Here is a 14,833-nt window from a genome sequence, read left to right on the forward strand (position 1 = left end):
TCGATCTCGAGGAGTTCCGTCCCGATACTCTCGACATCCAGGGCCTCGTACACGGATATGCGTACCTGAACCTGTCCAATATGCGCACCTTCGGCGCTCGCATGCCCGGCGCGAGTCCCGACCTGATGGACCGCACCTACCTGGGAGACACCGCGGCCCCGCCCTACGTCCCGCATCTCGATGACCACAGGCCGGAGTACGCCGGGCGTATCGCCGCCACCATCGGGCGGGTCATGTCCGAGACGAGCCGGCCGGATCTCGAGGTGCACCGGCAGCTGGCGGAGAAGTTGCGGGCCGAACGCCCCGATCTCGAGCGGCTGAGCGACGCGCAATTGCTCGAGCGGCAGCGTACCGTGCTCCGCGAGCACTACCCGCCCCTGCTGCGCACCCATCTGCGCATGGTCTACGAAGGTTCGGTCGTGGTCGGGGCGCTGGAGCAGGCGCTCGCCCCGCTCGATGATCCCGGACTGACGGTGACGCTGATGAGCGGTCTCGGCAACATCGCGTCCGCGACCCCGAATACGGCGATGTGGGAGCTGGGCCGCGCGATGCTCGCCTCCGCGGCGCTGTGGAAGGAGTTCGACGAGGGCCCCGTCGGGCTCGAGGCGCGGCTGCGCCGTTCCGACGACCCGGCCGTGGTCGAATTCGTGCGCGGTTTCGACGATCTGCTCTACCGCTACGGCTCGCGCTCGACCCAGGGGTGGGAGGCCAACGCGAAGACGTGGGAGTCCTACCCGGCGATCCCGCTCGGGATGATCGACCGGATGCGGCTGCAGCCGGAGGAGAAGAGCCCGGTTCGGCAGAGTCTCAGGCTGCGCCAGGAGCGGGAAGCGGCCTTGGCGCGGGTCCGGGCGCGGTTGGCCGACCGCCCCCGGGAACGCGAGGCGCTGGAAGCCGCCCTGCGCTCGGTGGCCGTCTACTCGCCGGCCAGGGAACAGAGCAAGACGAATACGGTGCGCGTGCTGCACGAGGGCAGGTTGCCGATGGTGGAGCTGGGACGTCGCTACGCGGCCGCCGGTCACTTCCGGCGCCCCGAGGATATCGTCATGTTTCGCGAGGACGAACTCGACGCGTTGATCGCCGATCCCGGCGGCTTCCGGTCGCTGATCGCCGAGCGCTGGGAGTGGTTCGAGCAGTTGTCCGAGGTCGAGCCGCCCTTCATCATCGAAGCGGGAAGGACACGGCCCATCACGTCCTGGACCAAACGCAAGGATCCGGTCGTGGACGTCGCCGTTGCCGGCGAGGTCCTGAGCGGACTTCCCGCGTGTGCGGGCGTGGCCACCGGTATTGCCCGCGTCATCGGCGATCCCGAGGACGCCGTCGACCTCGAACCGGGCGAGATACTGGTGGCACCGCTGACCGATCCGGGGTGGACGCCGATCTTCACCTCGGCTGCGGCCGTCGTCGTGAGCGTGGGCTCGTCGATGAGCCATGCCGCGATCGTCAGCCGTGAACTCGGTGTTCCCTGTGTACTGGGGGTGAAGAACGCCACCAAGCGGATCACCGACGGCGCCCTGCTCACCGTCGACGGTGGCGCCGGGACGGTCACCGTGCACTGATCGGCACCACACGAGCACGGGCCGGTTCCCCTCGTGAGAGGAGGAACCGGCCCTGCTTGCCTGTGTACCGGAACTCAGGTGGTGCGGCGCCGCGCGATGCCGAGCACCAGCAATCCCAGGCCTATCACGGCCATTGCCAGAGGCAGCCACAGCCCGAGGATCGACAGCATGGTCGAGTTCTTCGATATGGTGTCCACGGCGTCGGAGACCGCGGAGTCGGCGGTCCGCAGCTTCACGAGGGACAGGGGCAGGACGGGGACATCGCGGCCGTCGACGGAAACCGTGACGTACATGCCCTGGGCCTGACTCACCTGGAGCGGCGCGCCGAACTCCGCATCGACGGCGGCGCGGATCTCGTTGGTGCTGCCGAATCCGATCGGGGCCGGATCGGGCAGCGACGGCAGCGCGGCGGTGAGGGTCGCGCGTGACTGCTCGGGTACGACGCCGGCCTGCAGCAGCCCGCCGAGCACCGTCTTGGGCAGCTGCTTCGGGAAGTCCTTGAACTGGGCCAGTACCGTCGGGCCGGTGATCGGGCCCGCGGCGTCGATCCGGTAGTTGTAGACCTTGCGACCCTGCAGGTCGGTCTCGTCGACGAAGGTCGCGGGCTGTGCGGTGCGAGTTACCGAGTCGTAGAGGGCGGTCCCGTCCTTGGGGGGATCCATCGGCCAACTGAACGCCAGGCCCGAGTGCGGTTCGAAGGTGGCCTGTTTGTCCGAGGGGACCAGAGCGGACCGCTGCTCGTCGCCGAGTTGGGCGGGGGAGTAGTCGACCCGGCTGACCGCATAGGTGTGCACGTCGTTCTGGGTCGAGGAGTCGGGCAGGTTGATCACGGCCGTGCTGGTGACGATCGCGATATCGCCGTCGACCGCGTCCACCGTCAGCGAGCGGTCGGCCGTGATCGGCATCTCCGGAGTCAGCAGGTTGGCCAGATCACCGGCGGTGAAGGCCTGCGGGTTGATCGCCTGCATCGTTCCTTCGTACTTCTGCGCCTGACTGAGGTCGTCAGGCAGTTTCGTCAGTGATGGTAGGACCACGAACCTGATGATCACGGCGCCGACGATCAGCAGGATCCCCAGCAGTGACCACACCACCGAGGACTTTCGAACAGACATCGATGAGCTCCCTTGATTACCGATGGCACGCAACCGATCAGAGAGGGTTGCGCAGATTGGTCCGTCGCCCGGACCGAGTCGAGCGCCGTGAGGCGTGTGCCGGATTGTGCTCGCAGGGTGACGGGTGTCGTGTTACCCGTCACACTTTATCTAAGACTCGACTATTTCTTGTCATATCAAGGAATTTTGTTGTGACCAGTTGTGGCGCAGTCAGTTCGATGCCGGCGATTCGAGCTCGGTGAATGCGAACGTCTGCTGGGTGGCGCGGTCGAAGGCGGGGTGGATCTCCATGCGCTCGGCCGCGGCCGAGAGCGCCGCCAGTGCCGCGGGGAGATCGTCGGTGTCGATCTCGTAGACGGCGAGATAGGGCAATTCGGGGGTTTCGCCGTGGATACTCGGTACAGCGACGAAGCGGCGGGCCGCGACGAAGCCGTCCACCTGGAGTACATCCGGCAGGTGGACCATGTCGTACCAGGTGTTGTACTCGGCGTCGCGGCCGTCTCGGGGAGACGAGTGGACCAGCAGGATGTGGCGGGGCACGAGGGCGCTCCTTCAGGTGTCGGTGCGATCAGGTAGGCAGATACTCTAACCTTGGAGTATCTGCCTACTGCTCGTCTTTCTCGCCGGAAAGTCAGGCGTCACCGGCGGACTGACGCATGGCGGTGACTGCCGCGCGGAGCCGGGCGATGTCATCGTCGCTGCTTCCGCGCATGCCGAAATCGACCGCGGTGAGGGCGCGGGTGGCCTTGTCCGCGGTCTTTCGGCCGAGGTCGGTGATGGTGACGCAGGTGGCGCGCCGATCGGTCGGATGCGGGCTGCGCTGCAGCATGCCCTTGCCCTCCAAACGATCGGTGGCCAGGGTGGCCGTCGTCGCATGTACCAGCAGGTTGCGGGCAAGGCTGGAGATCAGGCGGGTGCCCGTCTCGGAGAGTTGCAGGGTCATCAGCAGCAGGTAGTCGGTCATGTTCAGACCGTGGCCGCGCAGCTCGGTGTCCACGCAGTCGGCGACGATCCGTTGATAACGCAGCAGGGAGGTGAGGGCGAGGAATCGCTGCTCGTCACCGTCGAGGTCCTGCTGTTCCCAGTAGTGTCGCGCCCAATCGACCGGGTCGGTGATGGTATCGGGCGTCCTGTGCGTGCTCGTCACGCTGGCCTCCTCGGTTCGGTAAGACCACTGAAAGTCTACTCTGCAAATATTTGAACAGCGACTTAACCTGCGGTAGCGGCTGGTCGTCGATCAGGGCTCACCTTCTGGAAAACTCATCTATTGAACAATATTTGTCTAATAGAGTTTAATATGTGTCGTGCGTCACAGTCCGTGGCGGTGAAGCTGTGGATCACCGCGGCGAAGCGCTTCGGCCGCCCTACGAATAGCAAGACCGAGGCGCACCGCGCCCGAGCAAGGAGATGCGTCGTGTTCATGGCCGTCAGCGACCCCATCCGCGGAAGTTCGGAGCCGGGCCGGTACTGGACCAGCACCAATCTGGGAGAGGCCTGCCCCGAGGTGATGACACCGATGTGCTGGAGCATTTGGGAGGAATCGGCCGAACTGGGCTGGCTCTACTCGATGTCCGCGTTCGGAGTCATCCCGAAGAAGAAGGTACGCATCTCCCCGGATGTCAACGAACGGGGGCTGTCGTGCTTCTACGGCAGGCAGGCGCTGAACGTCGATGCGATCAAGAAGATCATGGCGGGCCTGCCCGGTATCAGTGCCGACGACTTCGAGCGGGATCTGATGGGAAGCGTACGCCCGGATGCCCCCCGATTCCCGACCGGCTACACCCGCGTGCCGGTGCTGATGATGAAGGCGCCGTGGACGCTGCTGCGGACGGGCAAGCGGCTGCGCGGACTCCACGACCGGATGTACGAGAAGTGGCTGGAGACCGTGTACGCGCCGGACGACACCCGCGACTCCGGGCAGCGCCCGATCGAGCTGCTGGTCGCCGCCCGGGAGGACTTCGTCCGGAACTTCTCGGTGCACTGTGTGGTGCGATTCATGTTCCAGGGCGGGCAGAGTGCGGTGACCGGAGCCGCGGAGGCCGCCGGCGATCCGGGGCTTGCCGTGGAGCTGCTCTCGGGCGTGGGCGACGTCAACGAGACCCGCATGGCCGACGACCTGTGGCGGCTGGGCCGCGGGATGCTCACCGAGGACGAGTTCCTGAGGTCCTGGGGCTACCACGGTCCCAACGAGGGCAACCCCTACACCACGGTGTGGCGGGAGAACCCGGCGCCGATCCGGGCGCTGGCCCGCTCCGCGGCCGACCGGGAACGACCCGCCGAGCGCGCGACCCGGGCGCGGGAAGCCGGGCTGGAGGCCGAACGCAGGCTCCTGGCCGCCACCCCCGTCGCCAAGCGTGCGGGTGTGCGCTGGTTGCTGCGGCGGATGCGCAACATTGTGCGCACGCTCCAGGTCGGTAAAGCCGGGTACCTCCTGGCGATCGACGAATGCCGCTGGGCTGCCCGTAATTTCGGTGCGGAGCAGGCCCGTCTGGGCCGGTTGCAGGAGGTGGACGACGTCTTCTTCTTCACCGTTGAGGAGTGCCGCCGGCTCGACGCCGGTGAACTGGCCGACCCGCAGGCGATCGTCGATGCTCGTCGGGCCACCCGAGCCGGGTACAAGGCGATGGTGCTCCCGGTCTCCTTCTACGGTATGCCGGAACCGATCGTGGTCGACCCGGACATCGGCACGGATGAAACCATGGTGCTGAGCGGTGTCGCCGGCGGTGGCGGCGTGGTAGAGGGCCGCGCGCGGGTCGTGGTCGACCCGCAGCAGGAGATCGATCTCGAGCCGGGTGACATCCTGGTCTGTCGGTTCACCGATCCGAGTTGGGCGCCGCTGATGACGCTGGCCGAGGCGCTGGTGATCGACATCGGCGGCTCGGCCAGCCACGGCGCGGTCGTCGCCCGTGAACTCGGCCTCCCCTATGTGATCGGCACCGAGAGTGGTACCCGGGTGCTCCGGGACGGCGATCACATCCGGGTGGACGGCGCGAGCAATACGGTGCGAGTGCTCCAGCGTGGCACGACCGCGCGGACCGCCACGGCCTGACCGACGAGAAACGGCGGGCGAGCGCCTCATCGTGCTCGCCCACCGTGTGCCGAACCCGAACTCGGGGAAACCATTCCCGAAGGGATCAGCGTGGACTCTGCGCTGCCCTCAGGAAGTTGATCGTGGCCTCGGTTAACCCACCGTCGACATAGAGGACCTGACCCGTCACGTATCGGGAGTCCGCGCCGAGGAAGAAAGGCACCGCGTCGGCGATGTCCTCGGGCCGGGCGCGACGACCGAGCGGGACCACGGCATCGAAGCGGGCCTCACGTTCCTCGTCGGCAGAGACGGACGCCGTTCCCTCGGTCAGGACACCGCCCGGGGCGACAGCGTTGACCCGGATGCCGAATTCGGCCAGTTCCACCGCGCACAATTTGGTCAGCGACACCACTGCGGCCTTCGACGGGGAGTACGCGGCGGTGCCGGGGGTGACGACCTTCGCCGCGACCGAGGCGACATTGACCACTGCGGCGTCGGGTGCGGCGGTGAGCTGCGGAATGAACGCCTGCGTCATGATCAGCGTCCCGAGGACATTCACGTCCATCACTTTGCGGAACTGCTCCGGCGAAACGGTGGCGATCGGCGCCGGAGGAAAAATGCCGGCGTTGTTGACCAGTGCGTCCACCCGCCGCAGTGAGGCGGAAAGCTCCGCCGCCGCATCGGGGTCGGTGATATCGAGCGGCGCCGGTGTGCCGCCGACCTCATCGGCGATCCGCTTCGCGGAGTCGCTGTCGAGATCGGCCACGACCACGTGGTAGCCATCGCGGTGCAGCCGCCGGGCGATGGCCGCGCCGATGCCGCGTCCTGCTCCGGTGACGACGGCGACTGGAGCTTCGGTGGTCATCGTGCTGCGCTCGCTTCCGTGTCGAGAAGAGTAATGGCGGCCTTGTCGTCGGCCGGCATCGTTTTCATGGTGCGTTTGTCGAGTTTGCCGACCGCGGTGCGGGGCAGGGTGTCGACCAGGTACATGCGCTTGGGAAACTTATAGCCCGCCAACAGGGTTCGACCGTGTTGCTCGATCTCGGCCCGGGTCGGCGGATGCCGCGGGTCGGCGGGCACCACGAATGCGACGAGCATTTCACCCATCTCCTCGTGCGGCAGACCGAAGCAGGCGACGTCGCCGATCGCCGGATTCCGGATGAGGGCGTTCTCGACCTCGGCCGGGTAGATATTGACCCCGCCGGAGACCACCATGTCGGACTGGCGATCGGTGATCCACACGTATCCCTCGTCGTCCATCCGCCCGATCTCCCCGAGGGTGAATTCCGTGCCGCTGCGGGCGCCGGTGATGTAGGTGATGCCGTGTCCGCTGGTGTCGCGAAACCAGAGTGGCCCCTCGGTGCCGGGCAGTGCCGGTGTGCCGTCGGCCGCGCGGACGAACGCCTCGAACGGTGGGATGGCCCGGCCCACCGAGCCCGGCCGTTCCAACCATTCGGCGGCACTGATCATGCAGGTCGTGCCGACCTCACTGGCGCCGTAGCTTTCCCAGAGGATCGGCCCCCACCAGTCGATCATGGCCTGTTTCACCGGAACCGGACACTTCGCGCCCACCTGCAGCACGTACCGCAGCGACGAGATATCGGCCGACGCGCGTTGTTCCTTCGGCAGTGCGAGCAGGCGCTGGAAATGGGTGGGCACCATGATCGTCGAGCCGACCCGATCGCGCTCGATCACGCTCAGCAGGGTCTCGGCGTCGAACTTGCCGAGCACCGTCACCGGCGCGCCGCCTGCCAGCAGGCGAGTGGAGGTCAGCGGTCCGGAGTGGTACATCGGCCCGACCACGAGGTGGCGGCCGAAGGGGATCATCCGGTTCTGAGTGAGGCGCTGCAAATGGACGTCGACGGTGTCGCCGCCGACCCAGGAGGTGAACGGCAACTCGACACCCTTGGGCCTGCCGGTGGTGCCGGAGGTGTAGACCAGGGTCCGGCGAGGTGCCAGGTCGGTGCGGGGTTCGCTGTGGTCGACGCACCAGTCCCGCCACGCCGTCACCCCGTCCGGCAGCGGTTCCTCACCCCAGGCGACGACGGTCGTGATTCCCGCGGCGCGCGCGGCTTCGACTGCGACCGGGGCGGTTCGGTGGTCGCACATCACCACTCGTGCGTCGGAGTCCTCCAGGATGTAGCCGGCCTCCGGCGCGGTGAGGTGCGCGTTGACCGCAACCGCGGAAGCTCCGGCCAACGTGCACGCGACGTAGCCGAGCAATGTCTCCGCGGAGTTCCCGGCGAGGATCGCCACCCGTCCCGCGGGCCCCAGAGCCTGGGCCTGCAAAACGTTGACCGCGGGACGTAACCAGTCGTCGACCTGTTGCCAGGTGAAGGTGCGGTCGGCGTCGCGGACGGCGATTTCGTCGGGTCTGGCGCGAGCGAGATCGGCGGCGAAGGTCACGGCGTCACCTGTATGGCGGAGGCCCGGGCCCATTCCCGCAGCCGCTCGGCCGCGTCCCGCTCGGCGCCGTGCACATCGGCCAGCGGCAGCTCGCCGGCGAAGACCTCACCGCTCGTGCCGTCCACCGTGACGATCCGGCCGGTGAGGGCGTCCAGCGTCCCGCGGCCACAGCCCACCACGCACGGGGTGCCGAGTTCCCGGCTGACCACCGCGGCGTGGCTGGTCGATCCGCCGATCTCGGTGATGATGGCCGCCGAGACGACCATGCCACTGACGTCGTCGGGGTCGGTGGTGGGTCGGGCGAGCACGACGGCCACGCCGTCATCGGCGAGGTCCTCGGCTTCCTCGCAGGAGGTGACGACCCGTCCTGTCGCTACCCCAGGGCAGGCAGGCAGGCCGCTGACCAGCCGTTCGGCGCTCTGGCGGGCGACCGGGTCGACATGGGGGGCCAATGCCGCGGCGATCTGGGATTCGCTGACCAGGGCCACGGCCTCGTCCCGGCCGATGATGCCCTGGTCGGCGAGGTGAACGGCGAGGCGGACCGCGGCCTGCGGTGAGCGCTTGGCCGCGCGGGTTTGCAGCAGCCACAACCGTCCGGCCTCCACGGTGAACTCGATGTCCTGCACGTCGCGGCCGTGCTGTTCGAGTGTGGCCGCCGCTTCCAGCAACTGCGCGTGGACGTCGGGCAGTTGGGCTGCGAGTGCGTCGAGACGCAGCGCGTCGAACCGGCCGGACACCACGTCCTCGCCTTGGCCGCGCGGCAGCCATTCGCCGTACGGTTCCGGGTCGCCGGTGAGCGGGTTGCGGGTGAACAGCACGCCGGTGCCGGAGTTGTCGTCGTAGTTTCCGAAGACCATGCCCTGTACCGTCACCGCGGTACCGCCGTCGTGGCCGATACCGCGGTGGTCGCGGTAGGCCCGGGCGCGGGCGGAGTTCCAGGAGGCGAAGACCGCCTCGGCGGCGAGCGCGAGATCCTTCCACGGATCGCCGGTCGCGGGGGTGCCCACCACCCGCTCGAACTGTTCCCGGAATCGGCGGTGGGTGTCGGCAGCGAACGCCGGGTCGCCGGTGAACTCGGCGATACGTGCCGCCACGGCATCGTTCATACCCAGGTTGAGCACGGTGTCCATCATCCCCGGCATGCTCACCGCGCCACCCGAGCGCACCGATACCAGTAGCGGATGCTCTCCGCCCCCGAGGCGGCGCCCCAGGCTCTCCTCGAGCAGCGCGACACCGCGCTTGAGACAGTCCAGCACCGGCTCGGTGAGCTTGCCCTGGTTCGCGTTGACCTCGGCACAGAACTTGGTCGACAGGACGAAACCAGGAGGTGTGGGCATGCCCAGTGAGCGCATCCGGTTGATGCTGCGGGCCTTACCGCCGACGAGGGTCGGGTCGAGATCGGGACTGTCGCCCAGCCAGATGAGCGTCATTGCGCATTCCTCCTAGACGGCACGGCCGGCGGCCGCTTCTTCCTCACGAGTCCGGCCGAGCAGACCGATCAGCTCCTCGTGGAATTCGAACCACACCGTGTGGTAGCTGTCCGTGATCGGCCGGGCGAGGTAGCTGGTGTTGCCGGCGCGGATCTGCTCGACCGCGTTGCCGAAACGACGCTGGTAGGTGGCAAGACGCGGGGCGACCTGCGCGATCCGCGCGACGAGGAGCCGGAACTCGCTGTCGAGGCCGCTCAGCCGATCGATCACCGCGCGATCGTAGGCCTCGTCGGTGTGGTCGTTGGGAGCGCCGCCCTTGATCTGCCAGTCGCTGACGATCTGCTTGAGTGCGGTGTTGTGCCGGTCGAACTCTTCGTACAGGGCAGTGAGTGCCTGCTGGTCGATACCGGCGTGCTCGGCACGTACCAGGACGGCCAGCCGCTCGCGGCCTTCGGGAGTGAGGCGCACATTCGGTTCACCCTTGAGGTACCCGATCTCACGCAGAGCTGCGAGTTCGGCCTCGGCCGTCTCGGCATCGATGCCGCAGGAATCGGCGGCGAGCTGGGGGGACAAGCGCCCTTTGAGGCGGGTCGCTTGCAGGATGGCGAACTCGTGAGCCACGGAATTCCCCTCCTTCTCTGTCGTCGAACTTAATCTAGTTGTCGATCGTATAGTGATAGACTAATCGGAGCTTAGCTGAGAGCCTGATCACATGTCTACAAGGAGCCCTGCGTGCTGCTGACCCTCATGCGCCACGGTCTGCCCGTGCGCGACGACGGTAATCGGATGGATCCCGGCCTCTCGGAGGAGGGGTACGCCCAGGTCCGGGCGGTGGGACCTTATGCGCGCGCGAAGGGCTTTGATGTGGTCTACACATCACCGCAGCGGCGTGCGGCACAGACGGCGGACGTGGTCGCGGCAGCTCTGGATCTCCCGGTGGTTGTGGACGCAGGTCTGGTGGAGTTCGATCATGGTGCGGCCTATGTGCACTACGACAGTCCCGATGTCGAATTGTGGCAGCGCTACCGTGCCGGTGATCTGAGCCCCTGGGGTCTCACCGGCGAGGAGTTCCACGGCCGGATCGCGGCGACGATGGAACGCCTGTCCTCGGCGCACGCCGGGCAACGGGTGCTGGCCGTGTGTCACGGCGGCGTCGTGAACGCGTGGACGTGTCAGGTGCTCGGCGTGCCGGATCGGCTTCTCCTGTTCGAGCCCGGCTATGCCTCGATGCATCACTTCATATACTCCGGCGGCAAATGGGAACTGCTCGGACTCAATGAAGTTGCTCACGATCTGCCTCGACAGTTCACATAGTCTATGAATAGAGTAAATTGGGGCGGGGTCCGGAGGGAATGGCGATGGAGATGACGCTGGTCGGCGTCGGGGAAACGTCCGACGCGCTGCGGCGCGTGAGTGAGCGGCTCGCGGAGAACGACTGGACCGTTGTCCGGGTGCATGACGTCGTTGCCGGCCCGGTCGGCGAGAGCGGCGTGCTGGACGCCCTCTCCGGTTTCGCCGCTCGTCCCGAAGTCGTCGAAACCCTCGAGCTCGATCGGTTGATCGCCGACAACCCCGGTGGGCAGGTCCTCGTGCTGTGCGAGCCGGCGTGCGTCCGTGAAATGACGGCGCGGATTCTCGAGGTGCCGACGGAGTTGGTGCCACTACCCGAGAGCGGGTCGGTCACTCGCTTCCGCGCCGCCCGGTCCGAAGTCCGGACCGTGGTCTGTGTGAACGACACCCTGCACCTGGTCGATACCGCGGCCGTGCCGGACCTCGAGAGGATGTACTGATCGAATGAGCGACTTCGACGTCATCGTGATCGGATCGGGAGCCGCCGGGCTCTGTGCCGCCGTGGCGGCCGCGGAGTCCGGAGCCCGGTCGGTCCTGGTGGTGGAGGCCGAAGGACAGGTCGGCGGATCCAGTCGACTCGCGGGCGGCGTGATCATGGGCAGCGGCAGCGGCCCGCAACGCGCCGCGGGTATCGAGGACGAGCCGGAGAACCTGGTCCACGAGTATCTGGCCCTCAACGGTTGGGATGTTGCCGCCGGGCCGGTGCGCCGTTGGGCGCTGCGCACCGGAGAGACGATCGACTGGCTCGCCGACCACGGGGTTCGCTTCTTCGATCGCCTGATCTTCGGCGGTGACGAGCGGCAGGCCCGCTCGCACTGCGTCGACGGCGGCGGCCGAGCTCTGGTGGACGCGCTGAACGTCGCGGCACGCGGTCGCGGTATCGACTTCGCCTTCGGGCGCCGGGTCGATCGGCTCGTCGTCTCGGATGGTGAGGTGCGCGGTGTCGAGTCCGCCGGTGAGATACTCACCGGCGGATCGGTCGTGATCGCCACGGGTGGCTTCGGTGCCGCACCGGACCTGCTGCGTCGGTATTTTCCGTCGGCGTGGATTCCCGGCTGGAGCTGGTACATCGGCGCCGACTCCTCCCGCGGCGATCACTTCGCCTTCGCCGCTGCCGTGGGTGCGCAGATCACCGGCTTCGACCATGGGCTGCGCACGCTCGACCCGGGTTTGGCGCGTTTGAACGAGGCGTTCCTACCCGGATGGGCGGTCCTGGTCGGCTCCGACGGGCGGCGTTTCATCGACGAGACCGCCCCCTACGGACTGTTGGACCAGGTGGTGCGCGCGCACGGCGACCGGGCGTTCGTCGTGTTCGACGACGCCGCTCTGCGTCCACCCGCCGCGATCGCCGCGCGTTACCGGGACGCTTACAAGCAGGTGTGGCCCAACCACCCCCCATTTCGGACGAAGAACTACAACGCCGACATCATCGATGCCCATCTCGCCGACGGCGGAGACAGGGTTCATCGCGCCGATTCCCTGCACGACCTGGCAGCGGCGCTCGGTATGGATTCCCGGGGTCTGGTCGGCGAGATCGCGCGGTACAACGGTTTCGCGGCCGCGGGCACCGATCGGGATCACGGCAAGGCCGGCAAGTTCCTGCTGCCGTTGGAAACACCGCCGTTCTACGCCATCGAGGTGCGCCCGCTGACGATCAACCTGACCGCCTGCGGCCTGCGTATCGACGACCACGCCCGGGTGCTCGGGGAGGACGGGCGCCCGATCGCCGGACTGTTCGCTGCCGGTGAGTGCACCGGCGGAATCATCAAAACCTATATCGGAAGCGGGAATTCGCTGGCCAACGCCTGTGGGTTCGGCCGGATCGCCGGCGAGGAGGCGGCGCGCCGCGCTACCGATATCTCGATGCGAGAGGAACTCGGAGCATGACGACAGTCGGTGGCGCGGCAGCGCCCGCGACGCGGCCGGTGGACGCCGAGGCATATCGTCGGATGTACACGCTCATGTACGTCACGGCGCTGGCCGATCAGAAGTCCGTGGCCGAAGCCAAGGCCGGACGGTTGCAGGCCGCGTTCTATCCGATCCGCGGCATGGAGGCGGTGTGCGCGGCCCTGGGCGAGGTTCTCGATCCTCGCGACAGGCTGGTGTCGACCTACCGAAACCTCGGTGATGCCCTCGCCAAGGGCGTCTCGCTGCGCTCGATCATGGCCGAGCTGTACGGCCGTCGGGCAGGGCTCTCCCGAGGCAAGGGCGGCCCGATGCACCTGCAGGATCCGGCGATCGGCTTCAGTGCGACCACCGGCATCGTCGGGTCCGGTCTGCCGATCGCGGTCGGGCTGGCCATGGCCGCGCAGCTCGACGACGACGGCACCGCCACCGTCGTCACCTTCGGCGACGGCGCGACGTCGATCGGCGCCTGGCACGAGGCGATGAACTTCGCCGGGTTGTGGCAGCTGCCGATCGTGTTCGTGTGCCAGAACAACCAGTGGGGTGAGCACACCCCGATCGCGCGCTACGCGTCGAACACCGATCTCGCCGCCCGGGCCGCGGTCTACTCCGTGCCCGCCCGCACCGTCGACGGGTTCGACCCCATGGTCGCGCGCGAGGCCCTTGTGGAGGCGGTCGCTCGGGCGCGACGCGGTGAGGGGCCGACGTTCCTCGAGTTCGTCCACTACCGCTTGACCGGGCACACCGGCACGGCGGATTTCGGCTATGTGCCGGAGGACGAACTGAAGGCCGCCATGCAACGCGATCCCGCCCCGGCCTTCCGCAGGTGGCTGCTGGAGCACGGACATCTCGATGCCGTGCAACTCGACGCGATCGAGGAGCAGGCCCGCGCCACCGTGGACGACGCATTCGGCTACGCCGCCGGATGTGAGCTGCCCGCCGCGTCCGATATCTACACCGACGTCTTCGCCGACGACACCTGGGTGAGGAGCCTGCACAATGACTGACGTGAGGCCCGCCGCCGGCGCCCGCGAACCGTCCGGGACCACGACGATGACCATGGCGGCCGCGCTCAACTCGGCATTCCATCTGGCCATGGAGAACAACGACCGGATCGTCGTGCTCGGCGAGGACGTGGCCGATCCGATCGGCGGTGTGTTCAAGACGAGCAAGGGCCTGTCCACCGAGTTCGGTGAGCAGCGGGTGCGCGCCACCCCGATCTCGGAGCAGGCGATCGCCGGTGCCGCGGTCGGGCTGGCGCTGGGCGGCTATCGCCCCATCGCCGAGATCATGTTCTTCGACTTCATCACTCTGGCGATGGATCAGATCCTCAACCACGCCGCGAAGTTCCGGTACATGACCGGCGGTGCGACCCCGGCACCGATCACGGTGACGACCACCGTCGGCAGCAGCCATTTCGGGGCCCAGCACGCACAGTCGCTGGAGGCGTGGTTCATGCACACCCCGGGCATCAACGTGCTCTATCCGGCGACCCCCGCCGACGCCAAGGGGCTCATCGCGACGGCACTGGAATCTCCGGATCCGAGTCTGCTCATCCAGCACTCGGGGCTGCTCTACAGCGTCAAGGAACCGGTGCCCGTCGGGGTGCACAAGGTGCCACTCGGTGTGGCCAACATGGTTCGCTCCGGTACCGATGTCACCCTGATCACCTATGGCACCCAGCTCGGTGTGTGCCTGCAGTCGGCCGAGACCCTGGCCGAGTCGGGCCTCGAGGCCGAGGTGATCGACCTGCGTACACTGGTGCCGCTGGACTTCGCGACGATCGAGGAGTCGGTGGAACGGACCCGTCGGGCGGTGGTCGTGCACGAGGCGACCGAGTTCGTCGGACCCGGAGCCGAGATCGCGGCGCGCCTGAACGAGAAACTGTTCTCCGAGCTGCTGGCGCCGGTCGTTCGCGTCGGAGCGGCGTACACGCCGGTGCCGTTCTCGAGGTCACTGTCCGGATATCCCACCGTGGACAAGGTCGTCGCCAAGGTCCGCGGTTTGTTCTGACCCGCATCGCGGGCACCTCCGCCGGTCCGG

General features: G+C 67.6%; 14 protein-coding genes. 7 read left to right on the forward strand and 7 right to left on the reverse strand.

Annotated features, from left to right (window positions below):
• Window positions 1-1,559, forward strand: a 1,559-nt coding sequence (locus ON20_RS29040; RefSeq protein ID WP_051163593.1) for a PEP-utilizing enzyme, incomplete at its 5' end; no start/stop codon positions are given.
• A 74-nt stretch (window positions 1,560-1,633) separates the two neighbouring features.
• On the opposite strand, the gene ON20_RS29045 is transcribed toward ON20_RS29040, so the two are convergent.
• The 3 genes from ON20_RS29045 to ON20_RS29055 all read right to left on the reverse strand — a co-directional run bounded on the left by ON20_RS29045 (window position 1,634) and on the right by ON20_RS29055 (window position 3,818).
• Window positions 1,634-2,671: a porin PorA family protein gene (locus tag ON20_RS29045; RefSeq protein WP_083865425.1), complete on the reverse strand. Its 1,038-nt coding sequence runs from the start codon at window positions 2,669-2,671 to the stop codon at window positions 1,634-1,636.
• A 210-nt stretch (window positions 2,672-2,881) separates the two neighbouring features.
• Window positions 2,882-3,211, reverse strand: coding sequence for a hypothetical protein (locus tag ON20_RS29050; protein WP_051163595.1), 330 nt, complete (start codon window positions 3,209-3,211; stop codon window positions 2,882-2,884).
• A gap of 91 nt (window positions 3,212-3,302) precedes the next feature.
• Window positions 3,303-3,818 carry a MarR family winged helix-turn-helix transcriptional regulator gene (locus ON20_RS29055; protein WP_040840952.1) on the reverse strand — a complete coding sequence of 172 codons (516 nt, stop codon included), beginning with the start codon at window positions 3,816-3,818 and terminating at the stop codon, window positions 3,303-3,305.
• A gap of 273 nt (window positions 3,819-4,091) precedes the next feature.
• On the opposite strand from ON20_RS29055, the gene ON20_RS29060 reads away from it, so the two are divergent.
• The gene (locus tag ON20_RS29060; RefSeq protein ID WP_040841011.1) at window positions 4,092-5,720 is read left to right on the forward strand and encodes a PEP-utilizing enzyme; all 1,629 of its coding nucleotides are present in this window, start codon (window positions 4,092-4,094) and stop codon (window positions 5,718-5,720) included.
• 85 nt (window positions 5,721-5,805) lie between these two features.
• Here ON20_RS29060 and ON20_RS29065 read toward each other — a convergent pair whose 3' ends face one another.
• From ON20_RS29065 to ON20_RS29080, 4 genes are read right to left on the reverse strand one after another with little or no spacing between them, the layout of a single operon-like run.
• Window positions 5,806-6,564 carry an SDR family NAD(P)-dependent oxidoreductase gene (locus ON20_RS29065; protein ID WP_040840954.1) on the reverse strand — a complete coding sequence of 253 codons (759 nt, stop codon included), beginning with the start codon at window positions 6,562-6,564 and terminating at the stop codon, window positions 5,806-5,808.
• Window positions 6,561-8,105 carry an AMP-binding protein gene (locus ON20_RS29070; RefSeq protein ID WP_040841013.1) on the reverse strand — a complete coding sequence of 515 codons (1,545 nt, stop codon included), beginning with the start codon at window positions 8,103-8,105 and terminating at the stop codon, window positions 6,561-6,563. The genes ON20_RS29065 and ON20_RS29070 overlap by 4 nt, the downstream gene beginning before the upstream one ends.
• Window positions 8,102-9,535, reverse strand: coding sequence for a pyruvate, phosphate dikinase (locus tag ON20_RS29075; RefSeq protein ID WP_083865427.1), 1,434 nt, complete (start codon window positions 9,533-9,535; stop codon window positions 8,102-8,104). The genes ON20_RS29070 and ON20_RS29075 overlap by 4 nt, the downstream gene beginning before the upstream one ends.
• A 12-nt stretch (window positions 9,536-9,547) precedes the next feature.
• The gene (locus ON20_RS29080) at window positions 9,548-10,156 is read right to left on the reverse strand and encodes a hypothetical protein (RefSeq protein WP_040840955.1); all 609 of its coding nucleotides are present in this window, start codon (window positions 10,154-10,156) and stop codon (window positions 9,548-9,550) included.
• 111 nt (window positions 10,157-10,267) lie between these two features.
• On the opposite strand from ON20_RS29080, the gene ON20_RS29085 reads away from it, so the two are divergent.
• From ON20_RS29085 to ON20_RS29105, 5 genes are read left to right on the forward strand one after another with little or no spacing between them, the layout of a single operon-like run.
• On the forward strand, window positions 10,268-10,849 hold the full coding sequence (locus tag ON20_RS29085; RefSeq protein ID WP_051163596.1) for a histidine phosphatase family protein: 582 nt from the start codon (window positions 10,268-10,270) through the stop codon (window positions 10,847-10,849).
• 44 nt (window positions 10,850-10,893) lie between these two features.
• Window positions 10,894-11,325, forward strand: a complete 432-nt coding sequence (locus tag ON20_RS29090) for a hypothetical protein (RefSeq protein WP_157229105.1) — start codon at window positions 10,894-10,896, stop codon at window positions 11,323-11,325.
• Between the two features lie 4 nt (window positions 11,326-11,329).
• Window positions 11,330-12,772 carry an FAD-dependent oxidoreductase gene (locus ON20_RS29095; RefSeq protein ID WP_040840960.1) on the forward strand — a complete coding sequence of 481 codons (1,443 nt, stop codon included), beginning with the start codon at window positions 11,330-11,332 and terminating at the stop codon, window positions 12,770-12,772.
• On the forward strand, window positions 12,769-13,797 hold the full coding sequence (locus ON20_RS29100) for a thiamine pyrophosphate-dependent dehydrogenase E1 component subunit alpha (protein WP_040840962.1): 1,029 nt from the start codon (window positions 12,769-12,771) through the stop codon (window positions 13,795-13,797). The genes ON20_RS29095 and ON20_RS29100 overlap by 4 nt, the downstream gene beginning before the upstream one ends.
• A complete protein-coding gene (locus tag ON20_RS29105; protein WP_051163597.1) occupies window positions 13,790-14,803 on the forward strand; it encodes an alpha-ketoacid dehydrogenase subunit beta in 1,014 nt (337 codons plus the stop codon). The genes ON20_RS29100 and ON20_RS29105 overlap by 8 nt, the downstream gene beginning before the upstream one ends.
• Window positions 14,804-14,833 lie beyond the last annotated feature (30 nt).

Origin of the sequence: Nocardia brevicatena NBRC 12119 (genome assembly GCF_000308495.1) — a bacterium.
Lineage (GTDB): Bacteria > Actinomycetota > Actinomycetes > Mycobacteriales > Mycobacteriaceae > Nocardia > Nocardia brevicatena.